The organism is Micrococcus sp. 63XJN7_6_ISO-PGPR-S23-444 (assembly GCF_058072765.1).
In genome coordinates, this window is the sequence record NZ_CM176516.1 from 1,193,287 (window position 1) to 1,210,856 (window position 17,570).

Here is a 17,570-nt window from a genome sequence, read left to right on the forward strand (position 1 = left end):
TCCGGGGACGGCCACGGTCAGCCGCGGCGACCCCGCGCCGCCTTCTCGCGGGCGCGCACGGCCTTCTCATCCTCCGGCTCCTCGCCGGCGGCCCGGCGGGCCGTGAACCAGGCGTGGGCCTCCTCCTGGCGCTGGGTCTCGGCGTCCGTGGCCACCGCCATGCGCAGGTGCTCGGGCTCGAGGCCGAACGACTCGACGAGCTCGAGGGCGAAGGGGCGCAGCCGCTCGGCCAGCCGGTTGACGTAGCCGCGCAGGGCCCGGGCGCGCTGGCTCGAGACGCGGCCGTGGGCCACGAACCAGCCGAGGTCGTCCTCGATGAGGCGCAGCGCGAACAGGTCGCGCAGCCACGTCAGGACGGTCTTCGTGGTCTCATCCGTGATGCCCTCCAGGGCGCGGGTGAAGGCCTCCCACTGCAGCAGCTCGCCGTGGTTGCGGGCGGCCTCGATGAGCTCGTGCTGGCGCGTGTTGAACGCCTCCGCCTGCGCCGCCTGGCCCTTGCCCCGGGCCCCCGAGAGGGTGCCGGCGATGTCGGCGGTCTTGGCACGGACGCGCTCGGTGAGCAGCTCATGCTGGACGGCGGGGTCCTTGAACCAGTTCGCCGAGCGGCGCTCGGACCCGCCGTCGGCCACGGACTGGACGGCCTTGTGCAGGCCCGCACGGTGGAGGGCGTCCGAGGCCTGATGGACCACGTAGCGGGAGACGGCGCCCACATTGAGACGTCCGAACTCCTTCGAGTAGTCGGTCAGCAGACGCTTGCCCACGAGCTGCAGGAGCACCGTGTTGTCGCCCTCGAACGTGACGTACACGTCCAGGTCGGCGCGCATCTGGGCCACCCGGTTCTCGGCGAGGAACCCGGCGCCGCCGCACGCCTCGCGGGCCTCCTGCAGGGTGTCCAGGGCGTGCCACGTGGTCAGCGGCTTCACGGCCGCGGCGAGCGTCTCGAGCTCCTGCCGGTCCACGTCCGTGTCGGAGCGGCCCGAGAAGACGTCGTCGAACTTCTCGACGAGCTCGTTGGAGGCGAAGGCGTCCGCGTAGGCGCGGGCCAGGCGGTCGATGAGGCGGCGCTGGTGGTTCTGGTAGTCCAGCAGCACCTCCTCCCGCTGCGGGTCGGAGGCCTTGAACTGGCGGCGCTGCTCCGCGTAGGCCAGCGCACCGTGCAGGCCGAGGAAGGAGGCCGTGGTGGCGGCGAGGGACAGGGAGACGCGGCCCTGGACGAGCGTGCCGAGCATCGTGAAGAAGCGACGCCCGGGGGAGGCGATGGGCGAGGAGTAGGTGCCGTCCTCGGCCACGTCGCCGTAGCGGTTGAGGAGGTTGGTGCGCGGGATGCGGACCTGAGTGAAGTGCAGACGGCCGTTGTCGATGCCGTTCAGTCCGCCCTTGAGGCCGTCGTCCTCGCCGCCCACGCCGGGCAGGAAGGCGCCCTCCTCGTCCCGGATGGGGACGTAGAAGCAGTGCACGCCGTGGTTGACGCCCCGGGTGATCAGCTGCGCGAAGACCGTGGCCGCCCTGCCGTGCAGCGCGGCGTTGCCGAGGTAGTCCTTCCAGGCGCCCTTGAACGGGGTGTGGATGACGAACTCCTGGGTCGCCTCGTCGTACGTGGCGGTCGTCGCGATCGAGGCGACGTCCGAGCCGTGCCCGATCTCGGTCATGGCGAAGGCGCCCGGGACGCTCAGGTCCATCGCGCCCGGCAGCCACCGGCGGTGGTGCTCCGCGGTGCCCAGGTGCAGGATCGCCGAGCTGAACAGGCCCCACTGCACACCGGCCTTGATCTGCAGGGAGGGGTCGGCGAGCACGAGGTCACCGAAGGCGGCGAGGTTGCCGCCGTGGTTGTCCTCGCCGCCGAACTCGCGCGGGAAGGCGCGGTGGACCGCGTTGCGCTCCACGAGGACGCCCAGCTGCCGCAGGACGCGGGCGCGGTGCTCGTCCATGCCGAGCAGCGGGTCGCGCCACAGGGCGGGATCCTTGACCAGTTCGCGGGATTCGCGGCGCTCCGCGGCCCAGCGGCCGAGGAGGGCCTCCTCGAGGGCCGCGGCGTCGAGGGAGCCGGGCGTCGGCCGCTCGGGCGCGATCTCGGCGACGTCGGAGGGAACCTCGGTGCTGGGCGTCGAGGACTGGGGGGCGAGCTTCTCGTGGACGGTCATGACGATGCTCCTGTTCGTGAGTGGGGGCGGGCGCGGACGGCGTCCGCCGCCGCGGGTTCGAGGGCGGCGCCGGGCGCGGCGCCGATGAGGCCGGTGAGCAGCCAGTCGGCGATGGCGCGGGCCATCGCCTCGACCGGGATGCGACCGGCGGCCGGGGTCCGCAGCCAGGTCTCGGCGGCGGCCCGGACGAGGCCGACGGCGGCGCGCGGCCACAGGGCGAGCGGGTCCGCCGGCGCCGGGGCGTGGCCCCGCGCGGCCATCCCGCGCGCCAGGCCCGACTCGAGCATGGCGTAGACGCGCTCGAGGAACGGGCCCAGCACAGGGGCCTCGGCCGCGGCGGGGGACGGGGCGACGGCGAACGCGTACACCTCGGGCGACGTCGCCGCGACCGTGAGGTACACCTCGACCATGCGACGCAGCGCCTCGGGTTCGGAGACCGGTTCGTCCGCGACCTCGAGCAGGCGGCGCTCCATGTGGGCGGTGACCCGCTCGGACACCGCCAGGCGCAGGCCCTCGCGGTCGCCGAAATAGCGGTAGTAGACGGTCTTGGAGGTGCCCGCGTGGGACGCGATCTCCTCCATCGAGGCGTGTGCGCCCAGGGCGTGCACGGCCGACCGGGCGGCCCGGACCAGTTCCAGACGGCGCTCGGCGCGGTGCCGGTCCCAGCGGACGCTGCGACCGTCCCGGGCGGTGGACGTGACGGGATTCACGAAACCGAGCGTATCAGGTACTGTGGATCACAGTCACCCACCCCGCCGACGTCCGTATCGTCCGTATCGTCCGGGGTGACAACGCCCCCGCCGCGTCGGCGGTGGGCCCGCCGTCGAGAGGACCGTCATGACCCACCACGAGACCCCCGCGTCCGAGACCGCCTCCCGCCCCGCCGTCGCCGGTGGAGCGCTGCGCCCCGCCGTCATCCTGGGCGGCAACCGCATCCCCTTCGCCCGTGCCAACACCGCCTATGCCGAGGTCGGGAACCAGGAGATGCTCACGGCCACGCTCGACGGCCTCGTCGCGCGGTTCGGGCTCCAGGGCGAGCGCCTCGGTCAGGTCACCGCCGGCGCCGTCCTCAAGCACCCGCGCAACTTCAACCTCACCCGCGAGGCCGTCCTGGGCTCCGCGCTCTCCGCCGCGACCCCGGCCGCCGACGTCCAGGTGGCCTGCGCCACCGGCATGGAGGCCCTGGGCACCCTGGCCAACAAGATCCGGCTCGGTCAGCTCGACTCCGCCATCGGCGGCGGCGTGGACTCGATCTCGGACGCACCCGTCTCGCTCTCCGACGGTGCGCGCCGCGTGCTGCTGCAGCTGAACACCGCCAAGACCATGAAGGACCGCCTGCGCGCCCTCGCCCAGCTGCGCCCCGGGCAGCTCGTGCCCGAGCCGGCCGGTGCGGGCGAGCCGCGCACCGGCATGTCCATGGGCGAGCACCAGGCCCTGACCACCCACAAGTGGGGCATCACCCGTCAGGCCCAGGACGAGCTCGCCGCGGCCTCCCACCGGAACCTCGGCGCCGCGTACGCCGCCGGGTACATGGACGATCTGGTGACCCCGTTCCACGGCCTGGCCCGCGACAACAACCTCCGCCCCGACTCCACGCCGGAGAAGCTGGCCGGCCTGAAGCCCGCGTTCGGTCGCCAGCTGGGGGACGAGGCGACCATGACGGCCGCCAACTCCACCCCGCTCACCGACGGCGCCTCCGCGGTGCTGCTCTCCTCCGAGGAGTGGGCCGCCGAGCGCGGGCTTCCCGTGCTCGCCGAGTTCGTGGACATGGAGAACGCCGCCGTGGACTTCGTCGACGGGCACGAGGGCCTGCTCATGGCCCCGGCCTACGCCGTCCCGCGCCTGCTGGCCCGGCACGGGCTCACCCTCGACGACCTCGACTTCGTGGAGATCCACGAGGCGTTCGCCGGCACCGTCCTGTCCACCCTCGCCGCCTGGGAGGACGAGGAGTACTGCCGCGAGCGCCTCGGGCTGCCGGGTGCGCTGGGCTCGGTGGACCGCGCCCGGCTCAACGTGCACGGTTCCTCGTTGGCGGCCGGTCACCCCTTCGCCGCCACCGGCGGCCGCATCGTCGCCCTGCTGGCCAAGATGCTGCATGAGAAGGGGGAGGGCTCCCTCGGCCTCATCTCCGTCTGTGCCGCCGGCGGCCAGGGCATCGTCGCCCTGCTCCGCGGCCGCTGAGCCCCGACCGACCCGACCCGAGAGGACCGACCATGACCGACCGTTACGGCACCTTCGTCGCCTCGCCCCTGGGCCGCCGCCTCACCGACGCCCTGGGCCTGCCTCAGCCCGTCGAGCTGCGCCGGCACACCCCCGGCGACCCCGTGCTGCCCGGCTCCGTGCTCGTCCTGGGCGCGACCCCCGCAGCCGCGGACGCCCGCACCCTCTTGGCCTCGTGGGGCCTCGAGGTCGCCGACGCCCCCCGGGAGGGCGCCCGCCACGCGGCGATCGTCGCGTGCTTCGACGGGGTCGCCACGCCCGCGGACCTCGGCGCGGTGGCGCTGGAGATCGGCGGCGCGCTGCGCTCGCTGGGCTCCTCCTCGCGCGTGGTGACCGTGTTCGAGGACCCCGAGGCCGCCACGGACCCGGCCCTGCGCGCCGCCCGCCAGGGCGTGACGGGCCTGACCCGCTCGATCGCGCACGAGATGCGCCGTGGCGGCACCGCCAACGGCCTCGTCCTGGGCGAGGGCGTGCCGCTCACTGCCCCCGGTGCGGCCGGCGCGCTCGCGTTCCTGCTCTCCGGTCGCGCGGCGTACGTCTCCGGCCAGTTCGTGCCCGTCTCCACCGCCGACGGCGCGGTCCCCGCCGACGCGGCGCGCCCCCTGGCCGGCAAGGTCGCCGTGGTCACGGGCGCCGCCCGCGGCATCGGCGCCGCCATCGTCCGGACGCTGGCCCGCGACGGGGCCGTCGTCGTCGGCGTGGACGTCCCGGCGGCGGGCGAGACGCTGGCCAAGGTCGTGAACGAGGTGGGCGGCACCGCGCTCGCCCTGGACATCACGGCGCCGGACGCCGGCGCGCGCATCCTCGAGCACTGCCGCACCCGGCACGGCCGGATGGACGTGGTGGTGCACAACGCCGGGATCACCCGGGACCGGATGCTGGCCAACATGGACGCCGCGCGCTGGGACTCCGTCCTCGCTGTGAACACCACGGCCCAGCTGGCCATGAACGAGGCGTTCCTCGCCGAGGACGCCCGGGACGTGGCGGGCCACGGGCTGCGCATCGTGGGCCTGGCCTCCATCTCCGGCATCGCGGGCAACCGCGGCCAGACGAACTACGCGGCATCCAAGGCCGGGGTGATCGGCCTGACCGCGGCCTCCGCACCGGTCCTCGCGGCCCGTGGGGGCACGATCAACGCGGTGGCCCCGGGCTTCATCGAGACCGAGATGACCGCGAAGATCCCGCTCGCCACGCGCGAGGTGGGCCGGAGGCTCAACTCGCTCCAGCAGGGCGGCCTGCCGCAGGACGTGGCCGAGACGGTGGCCTGGCTCGCCTCGGACGCCGCAGGCGGCACCAACGGGGCCACGCTGCGGGTCTGCGGCCAGTCGAAGCTGGGGGCGTGAGGATGCAGACCACGCAGCTGTCCGCCCCGCCCTCCCTCGCCCGGCTCTACGCCCGGGCCGCCAGGCAGGCCGCCACGGACGCCGTCGTCCGTCGGCGCCGTCCCCGCGAGCTCCCGGACCGTCAGGTGGTCGTGACCGGCCACCGCATCCCGGCCGAGGCCGTGTCCGCGTGGCGCGGGGCCGTCGGGTCCGCGGATCCGGCGGACCTGCCCTCGGTCCTGGTGCACACCCAGGTGTTCGGTGCGGCGATGGAGCTGATGGCCGACCCCGAGTTCCCACTGCCCCTGCCCGGACTGGTGCACCTGAGCAACACCGTCCTGCACCACCGGCCCGTCGCGGCGGAGACCCCGCTGCGCGTCACCGCGCGTGCCGTGGGCCTCGTCCCGCACCACGCAGGCACCGCCGTGGACGTCGTCGTGACCGTCGAGGGGCCCGGCGACGACGGCGAGGAGGCACTGCTGTGGGAGGGCGTCTCCCGGTACCTCGCCAAGGGCGTCCACCTCTCCGGCCTGCGTCCCGAGCGGCCCGCCCGCGAGGACTTCGTGCCCCCGACGCCGACCGCCCAGTGGCGCTTCGGGACGGGGGCCGGACGCCGGTACGCGGGCGTCTCCGGAGACTGGAACCCGATCCACCTGACGGGCGTCTCGGCCCGACTGTTCGGCATGAAGGGCGCGATCGCCCACGGGATGTTCCTGGCCGCCCGGATGCTCGAGGGCCGTGAGCCGGCCGGCGCCGGGTTCCGCTGGCACATCGACTTCGAGGCACCCGTCGTGCTGCCGACCACCGTGGCCGTCCGCTACGCGCCCGGGCCCGACGGCGGCACGCGCGTGTGGGGCTGGGATGCGCGGCGCCGGCGCCCGCACTTCTCCGGGGAGATCACTCCGCTCGAGCCCTGATGGCCACCGGACCCGCGCTCCGGCCCGCCGAGACTCGCTGTCTCGGCGGGCCGGTGACCGCGGCGGCTCAGGCGTCCAGCCCGGGCGACCGCCGCGGCACGGCGGCGACGGCCTCGAGCAGCCCGTCCGCGTAGGCCTCCCACGAGTGACCGGCGGCGTGACGCACGGCGCCGGGCCCCAGCGCGGCCCAGGCGTCACGATCCGCCAGGATCTCGGCCAGGGCATCGGCCCACGCCTCAGGGGTGCCCGCCGTCACGTGGTGGCCGGACACGCCGTCGAGGACCGCGTAGACCAGTCCGCCGACCCGGTGCGCCAGCACGGGCGTGCCGCAGGCCTGTGCCTCGAGGGCGACCAGGCCGTAGGTCTCGGACGCGCTCGGCATCGCCACGACATCCGCCGCCCGGAACTGGGCGGCCAGGGCGGGCGCGGGCACCGGCGCGGAGAACGTCACCAGGTCGGCGACCCCCTCCTGCACGGCCAGGCTCGCCAGGTCCAGCTCGTCGTCCCCCGAATCGGCGCCGTTCACGTGCAGGCGCACGCCCGGGTCGGCGCCCTTGCCACCGGCCCGCTCGCGCAGCACCCCGAGGGCGGACACGAGCAGGTGCGGGCCCTTGTGCCGCTGCACGCGGCCGGCGAACAGAACCCGCAGGGCTCCGTTGTCGTCCGGTGCGCCCGGCCACTGCGCGGCACCGTCCGGCGTGAACGTCTCGAGGTCGGCCGCGGGGGGCAGCACCCGGGTGCGGGCGCGGGGCACGTCCAGCAGCTCGCGCAGGTCGGCGACCTCGGCGGCGGAGTTGACCACGAGCAGGTCGGCTCGCCCGACGATCTCACGCTCGGCCTCGATCCGGGCGGCCGGCTCGCGCAGCTCGGGGTCCTCGAGCATCTTCGCCGCCGCCGTGGTGTGCATGGTCTGCAGGTACGGGGCGTGCGCCGCCCGCGCCAGGGCCGCGGCGGTGGACCCGGAGAGCCAGTAGTGGCCGTGCACGAACGCGACCGGGGGGGCCTCCGCTCCACCGAGGACGGGACCGCCCGGCACGGCGTCCGAGGCGAGCCAGTCGAGGGCCGCGCGGGTGAACTCGTCGCGGAGGCCCGCCAGATCCGCCTTGGCCACGGGAGCGGACGGCCCGGCCGCGAGGTCGACCACCGTGACCGGCGGGGCCTGCCCGCCGGCGTCCAGCATCCGGACCCGTGCGCCGTCCGGCCCCACCGGCTCCTCCGCCCGGGTCAGCAGGATCATCCGCACGCCCCGGCGGGCCAGGGCCACGGCGGCCTGCCGCACGTAGACGTTCATGCCGCCGGCGTCGCCGCGGCCGGGCTGGGCCAGCGGGGAGGTGTGCAGGCTGACCCCGATCCCCACCGGCACGGACGCCCGCAGTTCGGCGTCCACGGCGTCGAACAGCCGGGCCGCCGACGCCGAGTCCGCCAGGTCCTCGACGGAGACCATCCGTCCGGCGCCGTCGCCGAGCGGCACGGTCCAGTTCGGGTACTGGTCCTGGAGAGTGCCGGGCTGGTTCTGGATGCGCCGCTCGCCCACGGCGTCCACGAGCGCCACGCTGTGCAGGGCCGAGGGCGCCTGCGCGAGCAGGCGGTACAGGGCCACGATCTGGCGTTCGCGCACCTCGGGGCCGGCGTCGGGGACGTCCACGTCCGCCTCGGCGAGCAGCCCGCGCCGGGCCGCGGCGGCGAGGAACGCGCGCACCTCCTCCGCCGACCGGCGGCGTTCCTGGGCGACGTCCACGGTGTAGAGGCCCAGCCGTTCGCGCAGGTCCACCTGGACGCCCTCGAGGTAGCCGGCCGTCGGCGGCAGGTCATGCGTGTTCACCGCCGCCATGGCCAGCCGCCGGTAGCGCTCCGGCGGGGTGGGCTCGCCGTCCTCCTGCTCGAACCAGAGGATCGACGTGCCGAGCACGCCGGCCTCGGCCAGGCGACGCTGCACCCACGGCTCGAAGGTGCCGAGGTCCTCGCCCACCACGACGACGCCGGCCCGCTCGGCCTCGAGCGTGAGCACGGCGAGCATCGCCTCGTGGTCGTACTCGACGTACGCGCCCTGGGTGGCGCCGGCGCCCTCCGGGATCCACCACAGGCGGAACAGCCCCAGGACGTGGTCCATCCGGATGCCGCCCGCGCCGCGCAGCACGGTGCGCAGCATGTCCCGGAACGCGGCGTAGCCGGTCTCGGCCAGACGGCGCGGATGCCAGGGGTGCTGCGACCAGTCCTGGCCCAGCTGGTTGAACAGCTCCGGCGGCGCGCCGACGGACATGGTCGGCACCAGCACGTCCCCGAGCATCCACGCGTCCGCGGTCTCGCGGGTGGCCCCGACCGCCAGATCCACCATGACGCCCATGCGCATGCCGGCCGCCCGGGCCCGCTCCTGCACGCCGGCGAGCTGCTCGGCGGCGATCCACTGCACCCAGCGGTGCAGGTCGACGTCGGTCGCGCGTTCGACGCGGACCCGCTCGGCCTCGACCCCGCCCGGCGCCCAGGCCGGGTCGGCGAGATCGGGCCCGGTGCCGTCGCCGTCCAGGCGCAGGACGGACCAGAGGGCGAAGTCGTCCAGGCCCGGGCCGGCCTCGGCGCGGAACCGCGCGTAGGCGGCCTCGCGCTCGGGGGAGCGGGGCACCTCGTGCACGCGGCGCAGCGCGGGCCACAGGACGGCGGCGACGGCGGCCCGGTCGATCCGGCCGGTGCGCTCCAGCTCCGCCTGGACGCGGGCGCCGGCCGACCGCAGCTCCGCCTGCTCCGCGGCGGGCAGGTCGGCGAACTCGGGGATCGAGGGCACGTGCACGACCAGCGCCGAGAGGAACCGACGGGAGACGGGGGAGTAGGGGGAGTCCGCCGGATGGGGGCCGGGCTCGACCGCATGCAGGGGGTGCAGCAGCAGGAAGTCGGCACCGTGCCGGGCGACGATCTCGGCCAGGGACCCCATGTCCGCCGCGTCGCCGATGCCCCACGAGTCCGCCGAGGTCACCGAGTAGCCCTGCGCGGCCGCGCCCCAGCCGCGGCGCTCGAGGAAGGGACGCGGCGTGCTCAGCCGGGCCGGGGCGCAGACCAGGACCGCGGAGGCGGTGGAGCCGGAGCCGCTGGTCACCTCCAGCCGGTGCCAGCCCGGGGCGAGGTCGGCGGGGATCTGAACGTGGACGCGCTCGCGCTCGACGCCGTCGACCAGGCGGACCTCGGACACCGGCTCGCTCACGCTCACCTCGAGGGTCCGCCCGTCCTCTGTGTGCACGCGGGCCACGACCGGCTCGCCCGCGGCCACGTGGCACGGCACGGACAGGCGGTGACCGGACCGGGCGGCCACGGTGGGCGGGAGCACGTCCCGCCAGGGGGCCGTCTCCGCCTCCTCCAGCGCCTCGGCCAGAGCGGCGACCCCGTCCGGACGGACCGACACCCCGAGGGCGGCGAGCACCTTCACGAGGGCCTCGTCCGGCACGGTCTGGGCCGAGCCGTCCTGCCCGACGTACTCGGGCTGCACCCCGTGGGCTCGCGCGAGCCGGTGCAGCAGTGCGGGGGCTTCCAGGGCCATCAGGTCCTCCATGCCGTCGTGCGGTTCCACCGACGGCGCCTGCCGTCGCACAGACACCACTCTAGAGGGGACGCCGGTCCGGGGAACACGCAGGGCCCCGGTCGTGACGACCGGGGCCCTGCTGCTCGACGAGCGGTGCGCGAGGGGGGACTTGAACCCCCACGTCCTTGCGGACACAGCGACCTCAACGCTGCGCGTCTACCAATTCCGCCACTCGCGCTCATCGGTGGAGCCCTGGGAGAGGCTCCGTCGCCCACCGCGTTCCGGTCCTGTCCGGTCCGTCCCGCTCCGGGCAACTCGAGAAAGATAGCACGGGTTCGGGCTAGGCTCAAAACCATGGTCGAGAACATCGAGAACCCCGCCCGCTCGCGCCCCGAGGACCGCGTCGTGGAGATCTGCCGCGACCTCATCCGGATCGACACCACCAACCGCGGGGGCAACGTCTCCGTCGGTGAGCCTGAGGCCGCGGAGTACTGCGCCCGGCTCATGACCGAGGCGGGGATGACCCCCCGCTTCTTCGAGTCGGCGCCGGGCCGGGTCTCCGTCGTCGGGCACCTGCCGGGCTGGGATCCGGAGGCGCCGGGGCTCGTCATCCACGGGCACACGGACGTGGTCCCCGCCGAGGCGGACGAGTGGAGCGTGGACCCGTTCGGCGCCGAGCTCAAGGACGGCATGATCTGGGGGCGCGGCGCCGTGGACATGAAGGGCATGGACGCCATGGTGCTCGCGGTGCTGCTGCACCTGGCCCGCACGGGCCGCCGGCCGCGGCGACCCCTGACGGTCGCGTTCTTCGCCGACGAGGAGGCCGGCGGCGTCTACGGCGCACGCTGGGTCGTGGACCATCACCCCGAGGTGTTCGACGGGTGCACCGAGGCGATCTCCGAGGTGGGGGGCTTCTCCACCGAGGTGCACGGCTCGCGCGCCTACCTCGTGCAGACCGCGGAGAAGGGGCTCGCCTGGCTCAACCTCACTGCGGAGGGCGCCCCCGGGCACGGCTCGGCCCCGCACCCGGACAACGCGGTCACCCGGCTGGCCGGCGCCATGACCCGCATCGGCGGGCACGAGTGGCCGCTCGTGTACACCAAGACCACGCGCGCGCTGCTCGAACAGGTGGCCGAGATCATGGGCGTGGACTTCGACGAGACGGACCCGACGCCGCAGCTCGACGCGCTCGGGCAGGCCCGTTCCTGGGTGGCCGGCACCCTGCGCACCTCGTCCAACCCGACGGGGCTGACCGCCGGCTACAAGCACAACGTCATCCCGTCCTCGGCCACCGGCACCGTGGACGTGCGCCTGATCCCCGGGGAGGAGGAGTCCGCCCTCGCCACGATCGCCGAGCTCGCCGGTCCGGACGTGACCATCGCACCCGAGCACCGGGACGTCGCCCTGGAGACCCCCTTCTCCGGGGACCTGGTGGAGCTGATGATCGCCTCGCTGCAGGCGGAGGACCCCGAGGCCCAGGTGCTGCCGTTCATGCTCGGCGGGGGCACGGACAACAAGTCCCTCTCCCGGCTGGGCATCACCGGCTACGGCTTCGCGCCCATGCGCCTGCCCGCCGACCTGGCCTTCACGTCCCTGTTCCACGGCATCGACGAGCGGGTGCCCGTGGACGCGCTCGAGTTCGGCTGCCGGGTGCTCGAGCGGATGCTGGAGCCGCGCTGATCCGGGCCGCGGGCGCGACGACGGCCGGGGCGCCGTCGTCGCGCCCGCGCCTCAGACCGTCTGCAGGGTCGAGGCCACGCGCATCACGCGGCGGCGCATCCAGTAACGGCGCGCCCCGTCGCGGTAGTGCACGGAGCGCTGCAGCTCCCATTGGCCGTACTCCGCGTGCTCCACGAGGCGTCGACGGGCGTCGGCGAGGGACTCGTGGGGGGCGACCGTCATCACCAGGTACTCCCACTTCTGTCCGCGGGAGATCGCGTCGAGGGTCGAGGACATCAGCTGTTCACGCACCCGCCCATCCTGGCAGACGACGTCGGGTCCGGCGGCCGGCCCCGCACGGCCCATCCCTGGCCGCGCCACCGGCCACCGGGTTACCGTTCACCCATGAGCTCTGACGCCCGCATGGCCCTCGAGGCCCTCACCACCGCCCTGAACGAACACCTCGTGGCCGCGCAGAACAAGCGGGGCGAGGACGACCCCGCCGTCGAAGCCGCGTTCTTCGCCGTGGCCGACGCCTTCGAGGCCTACGAGGACGCCCTGTACGCGGACACCGAGGAGGTCACCCCGCTCGACCTCTTCGACGACGAGGACGACGACGACTGACCGTCCCGCTCGTGACGGACCGCACGGCCCCGGGTTCCCACCCGGGGCCGTGGCGTACAGTGACCCTCCGTGACGTGGATCGAAGCCATCATCCTGGGCCTGGTGCAGGGCCTCACGGAGTTCCTGCCCATCTCCTCCTCCGCCCACATCCGCATCGTGGGCGAGTTCCTGCCCTCCGGGGCCGACCCGGGGGCGGCCTTCACGGCCATCACGCAGCTCGGCACGGAGCTGGCGGTCCTCATCTACTTCTGGCGCGACATCACCCGCATCATCGGGCGGTGGTGCGCCGCGGTCACGGGGCGGATCCCGCACTCGGACCCCGATGCGCGCATGGGCTGGCTGATCATCGTGGGCTCGATCCCGATCGCGGTCCTGGGTCTGCTGCTGCAGGACTGGATCGACACGGAGTTCCGGTCGCTGTGGATCACGGCGACCATGCTCATCGTGTTCGGCGTCCTGCTCGCCCTGGCGGACCGGCTCGGTCGTCAGACCAAGCCGCTCGAGAAGCTCACCGTGCGGGACGGCGTGCTCTACGGGCTGGCCCAGGCCCTCGCGCTGGTCCCGGGCGTCTCGCGCTCCGGCGGCACCATCGCGGCCGGCCTGGCCATGGGATACACCCGGCCCGCCGCCGCCCGCTACGCGTTCCTGCTGGCGGTGCCCGCCGTGTTCGCCTCCGGCCTGTACAAGCTGTACACCTCGCTCACCGATCCTGGCACGCAGGGCCCGTACGGCATGGGGGAGACGCTGGTGGCGACCGGGATCGCCTTCGTGGTGGGCTACGCGGTCATCGCCTGGCTCATGCGCTTCATCAGCACCCACTCGTTCCTGCCGTTCGTCTGGTACCGCATCCTCCTGGGCGGAGTGCTGTTCGCCCTGCTGGGCGCGGGCGTCATCAGCGCCTGAGCCCGCTCCCGCCGCCGGGCATGACGGCCCGGCACCGCCGAACCACCCCGATGTGAGGAGTCCCGTGAAGTCCTGGAGCACCCCCGCCCCGCCCGCCGTGCCGAGCCGCCCCGACCGGCTGCGGCTGCACGACACCGCCACGGGACGGACCCGGCATCCGGGCAACGACGCGCAGCGCGCCTCGCTGTACGTCTGCGGGATCACCCCGTACGACGCGACGCACCTCGGCCATGCGAGCACCTACGTGGCCTTCGACCTGCTGCACCGCTACTGGCGCGCGGCCGGTCTCGAGGTCGCCTACGTCCAGAACGTGACCGACGTGGACGACCCCCTGCTCGAGCGGGCCGAGGCGACCGGCGTCGACTGGCGCGCGCTCGCCCAGGAGCAGACCGACCTGTTCCGTGCGGACATGGCCGCCCTCGAGGTGCTCGCCCCGGACCACTACGTCGGCGCGACCGAGGCGGTGGGCCTGGTGGTGGACGCCGTCGAGACGATGCTGGCGGCGGGCCGGGCCTACCGGGTGCCGGGCGGCGACGGCGAGCCCGACGGGGACGTCTACTTCGACGTCCGCGCGGCCCAGTCCGCGACCGACTGGCGTCTCGGCCAGGTCTCCGCGATGGGCCTGGACGAGATGGCCGCGGTGTTCCCGGAGCGGGGAGGCGACCCCGACCGCCCCGGCAAGCGCGACCCGCTGGACCCGCTGCTGTGGCGCGTGCACCGCGAGGGCGAGCCGGCCTGGGACGGTCGGTCGCTCGGCTCCGGCCGGCCCGGCTGGCACATCGAGTGCTCCGTGATCTCCCGGGCCCACCTGCCGGCGCCGTTCACGGTGCAGGGCGGCGGCTCCGACCTGCGGTTCCCGCACCACGAGTTCTCCGCCGCGCACGCCACCGCCGTCGACGGCCTGCCGCTCGCGCACACCTACGCGCACACCGGCATGGTGGCCCTGGACGGCGAGAAGATGTCCAAGTCCCTCGGCAACCTCGAACTCGTCTCCCGCCTGCGGGCGCGGGGCGTCGAGCCGGTGGCCGTCCGGGCGGCGATCCTCGCCCACCACTACCGGTCGGACTGGGAGTGGTCCGAGCAGGTGCTGGCCGACGCCCAGGCGCGGGTCGCCCGCTGGCGCGCCGCCCTGGACGGACCGCATGCCGCCGCCGGCATCGCCGTGCTGGACGCGGTCCACGCGGCGCTCTCGGACGATCTCGACGCCCCCCGCGCGCTGGAGGCCCTCGACGCATGGGCGGCCGGCACCCTGCCGGGCCTGGCGGAGGCCGCCGCCGACCCGGTGCCGGTGGTCGACGTCGTGGCGGCGCTGCTGGGTCTGCGCCTGCGCTGACCCCGCCGGGCGGGGCCGGGCGTCAGCGTCCGCCGCGCCCGCGCAGGTAGCGCTCGAACTCCCGCGCGATCGACTCGCCCGAGGCCTCCGGCAGCTGCTGGGTGTCCTGGGCCTCCTCGAGCTGCCGGACGTAGGCGGCGACGTCGGGGTCCTCGGCGGCCAGCTCGTCCACGCCGCGCTGCCAGGCCCTCGCGTCGTCCTCCAGCCCGCGCGTGGACACGCTCACGTGCAGCAGGTCCTCGACCGCCTCGACCAGCCCGAGCAGCGTCTTGGGGGAGGGCGCCTGGGCCACGTAGTGGGGCACCGTCCCCCACAGTGAGAGGCTCGGCAGGCCGCGGCGCGCGGCCTCGTCCGCGATGACGCCGATGATCCCGGTGGGCCCCTCGTAGACCGGACGGTCCGCACCGACGGCCACCCGCACGTCCACGAGCGGCGAGGTCGGGCGGGCGCGCAGGGGCCGGGTGTGGGGCACGTCCGCCAGCAGCGCGCCCAGCGTCACGACGGCGTCCACGTCGTGCGCGTCGGCCGCGGTGAACAGCTCCTCGAGGAACGCACGCCACCGCACGTTCGGCTCCACGCCGACGGCGAGGAGCACGCGCACCCCGTCCGGCGGGGCGGCCTCGGCCGCGACGGGCCGGCCCTCCCGGTCCAGGAACGCCTCGTGCAGGGTGACGGCCGGCCAGTCCAGCGTGCCCAGCCCGTCCGCGTCGCGCCGGACCAGGGGCCGGGTGACCTGGTAGTCGTAGAACTCGCCGTCGCACACCCGTCCCGCGTCCGCGGCGTCCCACTGCTCCCGCAGCGCGCCCAGGGCCCCGGTCGCGGCCTCCCCGGCGTCGTTCCAGCCCTCGAAGGCCAGCAGCAGGACCGTGGGGGCCCGCCGCCCGGCCTCGAGCGCGTCCACGGTCGCCGTCAGGTGGGTCCGCAGCGGGCCCAGGGCGTCGTCCGGCTGGTCCTCGGAGGTAGCGTCGGTCATGGCGGCCAGCCTAGACACGGCCCGACGACGGGGTCACGGCCCGCGACCCGCCCGGCACGCCCCGGCGGCGGCGCTCGATAGGATGCACTCCATGTCCCGCCACCCCGCGCCCGCCCCGGCCGACCGTGCCCGCCGCCTGCCGCGCGCCGTCCTGTGGGACATGGACGGCACCCTCGTGGACACCGAGCCCCTGTGGAACGCCGTCCAGCGCCGGCTGGTGGTCGAGCACGGCGGCACCTGGTCGGAGGACCTGGCCGCCTCCCTCGTGGGACGCCCCCTCGACGAGGGAGCGCGCCGCCTGCAGGAGGCCGGGCTGGACCTGCCCGTGCAGCGGATCATCGACCTGACGATGCACGAGGTCGTCCAGGGGGTCGTCAGCGGGGTGCCGTGGCGGCCGGGCGCCCGGGAGCTGCTCGTCGCGCTCGCCGAGGCCGGCGTGCCGGGCGCCCTCGTGACGATGTCCCACGCCCCGCTGGCCCGCGCGCTGGCCGAGCGGGCGCCGGCGGGCACGCTGGACGTCGTCGTCTCGGGGGACATGGTCTCCCGGGGCAAGCCCGACCCGGAGGCGTACCGGCTGGGCCTGCAGCTGCTGGCCGAGCGGACACCGGGGCTGACGGCCGCCGACTGTGTGGCGATCGAGGACTCCCCGGTGGGCGTCGGCGCGGCCGTGGCCGCGGGCCTGCCCACGGTCGGCGTGCCCAGCGTGCTGCCGCTGCCGGCGGGGCTTGCGACCGTCGAGTGGACGACGCTCGCCGGCCGCACGCCGGCCGACCTCGCCGCGGTCCGTCAGATCGCCGCCGCGCGCGGGCCCGGAGGGGACGGGGCCGAATGAGCGGGCCCGCCTCCGTCCGGCTGGGCACGATCGCCGGCGCGCCGGTGCGTCTGTCCTGGTCCTGGCTCCTGATCGCCGCGGCCATCACCCTCGCGTTCGGCCCGCAGGTCCAGCGCGCGCTGCCCGCGATCGGCAGCGTCGCCTACGGGGTCGCCCTGGGGTACGCCGTGCTCCTGGCCCTCTCCGTCCTGGTCCACGAGGCCGCCCACGCCCTCACCGGCCGCGCCTTCGGCCAGCGCACCGAGGAGATCGCGCTCACCCTGTGGGGCGGGCACACCCAGTTCCGCAGCCCGTCCGCTCGACCGCTGGACACGGTCCTCACCGCGATGGCCGGCCCCGCCGCGAACCTCGTGCTCGCGGGCCTCGCCCATCTGGCGGCCCGCGCCGTGGCCGGCCCGTCCGTTCCCGCCCTGCTGCTCGAGGTCACGGTGTGGGCCAACCTCCTCCTGGCCGCGTTCAACGCGCTGCCGGGCACCCCGCTCGACGGCGGCCGCATGGTCGAGTCCGCCGTCTGGGCCGCCACCGGCTCCCGGGCCCGTGGCGTCGAGGCGGCCGGCTGGGCCGGGCGCGTCGTCGCGGTGGGCGTCCTCGCGGCCGTGCTCGGCCCCCCGATCCTCGCGGGCCGCGCGCCGGACCTGTTCGTCGTCGTCCTGGCGGCCTGGGTCGCCCTCACCCTGTGGCGGGGCGCGGACGACGCCGTACGCCACGGGAGCTGGAGCCGCCGGCTGGAGACCCTGCGGCTCGAACAGGTCGAGGCGCCCGCCGTCGCCCTGCCCGAGCACCTCAGCGTCGCCGAGGCCCTGGCCCAGGCGGACGACGGCCGCCGCGCCGTCGTGGCCGTGGACGGGGCCGGTCGGCCCCGCGGCGTGCTGGACCTCGCGGCCGCGGCGGGCCTCACCCCGGAGCGCCGCACGACCACCGCCCTGGCCGCGGTCGCCGTCGCGCTGGCCCCGGGGGCAGTCCTCGTCCGCGACGACGTCCCCGCCGCCGGTCCCGACCTGGCCGCCCGCCTGGCCGACCCCCAGACCCCCGTGTGGGTGCTGACCGACGCGCACGGCCTCGTGCGCTCCGTGGTGCCCCGCGAGACGATCCTCGCCGCCGTCGACGCGACGCGGCGTCCCTGAACCGAAGGAGCCCC

The 17,570-nt window shown here is 75.2% G+C and carries 14 protein-coding genes and 1 tRNA gene; 9 read left to right on the plus strand and 6 right to left on the minus strand.

Features of this window, described 5'->3' with window-relative positions; translation table 11 throughout:
* Positions 1–17: 17 nt before the first annotated feature.
* Positions 18–2,141, minus strand: a complete 2,124-nt coding sequence (locus tag AC3RJ9_RS05540; RefSeq protein ID WP_044658927.1) for an acyl-CoA dehydrogenase family protein — start codon at positions 2,139–2,141, stop codon at positions 18–20.
* Positions 2,138–2,851 carry a TetR/AcrR family transcriptional regulator gene (locus AC3RJ9_RS05545; RefSeq protein WP_036315211.1) on the minus strand — a complete coding sequence of 238 codons (714 nt, stop codon included), beginning with the start codon at positions 2,849–2,851 and terminating at the stop codon, positions 2,138–2,140. The genes AC3RJ9_RS05540 and AC3RJ9_RS05545 overlap by 4 nt, the downstream gene beginning before the upstream one ends.
* A 127-nt stretch (positions 2,852–2,978) precedes the next feature.
* On the opposite strand from AC3RJ9_RS05545, the gene AC3RJ9_RS05550 reads away from it, so the two are divergent.
* Genes AC3RJ9_RS05550 through AC3RJ9_RS05560 form a run of 3 tightly spaced genes read left to right on the plus strand, consistent with a single transcriptional unit; the run spans position 2,979 to position 6,600 of the window.
* Complete coding sequence (locus AC3RJ9_RS05550) at positions 2,979–4,322, plus strand: acetyl-CoA C-acetyltransferase (RefSeq protein WP_036315208.1); 1,344 nt, start codon at positions 2,979–2,981, stop codon at positions 4,320–4,322.
* 32 nt (positions 4,323–4,354) lie between these two features.
* Positions 4,355–5,704: a 3-oxoacyl-ACP reductase gene (locus tag AC3RJ9_RS05555; protein ID WP_489727722.1), complete on the plus strand. Its 1,350-nt coding sequence runs from the start codon at positions 4,355–4,357 to the stop codon at positions 5,702–5,704.
* Between the two features lie 2 nt (positions 5,705–5,706).
* Positions 5,707–6,600, plus strand: a complete 894-nt coding sequence (locus AC3RJ9_RS05560; protein ID WP_036336859.1) for a MaoC family dehydratase — start codon at positions 5,707–5,709, stop codon at positions 6,598–6,600.
* A gap of 67 nt (positions 6,601–6,667) precedes the next feature.
* Here AC3RJ9_RS05560 and malQ read toward each other — a convergent pair whose 3' ends face one another.
* Both malQ and AC3RJ9_RS05570 read right to left on the minus strand, forming a co-directional pair.
* Entirely contained in the window at positions 6,668–10,177 is a 3,510-nt protein-coding gene (gene malQ / locus AC3RJ9_RS05565; RefSeq protein ID WP_123243846.1) for a 4-alpha-glucanotransferase, read from the minus strand.
* An 85-nt stretch (positions 10,178–10,262) separates the two neighbouring features.
* A tRNA-Leu gene (locus AC3RJ9_RS05570) sits at positions 10,263–10,346 on the minus strand.
* Between the two features lie 116 nt (positions 10,347–10,462).
* On the opposite strand from AC3RJ9_RS05570, the gene AC3RJ9_RS05575 reads away from it, so the two are divergent.
* A complete protein-coding gene (locus AC3RJ9_RS05575) occupies positions 10,463–11,788 on the plus strand; it encodes a M20/M25/M40 family metallo-hydrolase (RefSeq protein WP_036384810.1) in 1,326 nt (441 codons plus the stop codon).
* Positions 11,789–11,839: 51 nt separating this feature from the next.
* On the opposite strand, the gene AC3RJ9_RS05580 is transcribed toward AC3RJ9_RS05575, so the two are convergent.
* On the minus strand, positions 11,840–12,079 hold the full coding sequence (locus AC3RJ9_RS05580; protein ID WP_101967452.1) for a DUF5703 family protein: 240 nt from the start codon (positions 12,077–12,079) through the stop codon (positions 11,840–11,842).
* 93 nt (positions 12,080–12,172) lie between these two features.
* Between AC3RJ9_RS05580 and AC3RJ9_RS05585 the strand changes: the two genes are divergently transcribed.
* The 3 genes from AC3RJ9_RS05585 (at position 12,173) to mshC (ending at position 14,627) form a co-directional block, all read left to right on the plus strand.
* Entirely contained in the window at positions 12,173–12,391 is a 219-nt protein-coding gene (locus AC3RJ9_RS05585) for a hypothetical protein (RefSeq protein ID WP_036315190.1), read from the plus strand.
* Between the two features lie 69 nt (positions 12,392–12,460).
* Positions 12,461–13,294 carry an undecaprenyl-diphosphate phosphatase gene (locus AC3RJ9_RS05590; RefSeq protein WP_095346429.1) on the plus strand — a complete coding sequence of 278 codons (834 nt, stop codon included), beginning with the start codon at positions 12,461–12,463 and terminating at the stop codon, positions 13,292–13,294.
* A gap of 64 nt (positions 13,295–13,358) precedes the next feature.
* A complete protein-coding gene (mshC, locus tag AC3RJ9_RS05595; RefSeq protein ID WP_036336864.1) occupies positions 13,359–14,627 on the plus strand; it encodes a cysteine--1-D-myo-inosityl 2-amino-2-deoxy-alpha-D-glucopyranoside ligase in 1,269 nt (422 codons plus the stop codon).
* 22 nt (positions 14,628–14,649) lie between these two features.
* Here the strand turns inward: mshC and AC3RJ9_RS05600 are convergent, their stop codons facing one another.
* Positions 14,650–15,600, minus strand: a complete 951-nt coding sequence (locus tag AC3RJ9_RS05600; protein WP_036336865.1) for a proteasome assembly chaperone family protein — start codon at positions 15,598–15,600, stop codon at positions 14,650–14,652.
* Between the two features lie 91 nt (positions 15,601–15,691).
* On the opposite strand from AC3RJ9_RS05600, the gene AC3RJ9_RS05605 reads away from it, so the two are divergent.
* The gene (locus AC3RJ9_RS05605) at positions 15,692–16,432 is read left to right on the plus strand and encodes an HAD family hydrolase (RefSeq protein ID WP_123243845.1); all 741 of its coding nucleotides are present in this window, start codon (positions 15,692–15,694) and stop codon (positions 16,430–16,432) included.
* Positions 16,429–17,556: a site-2 protease family protein gene (locus AC3RJ9_RS05610; protein WP_123243844.1), complete on the plus strand. Its 1,128-nt coding sequence runs from the start codon at positions 16,429–16,431 to the stop codon at positions 17,554–17,556. Before AC3RJ9_RS05605 ends, AC3RJ9_RS05610 begins: the two co-directional genes overlap by 4 nt.
* Positions 17,557–17,570 lie beyond the last annotated feature (14 nt).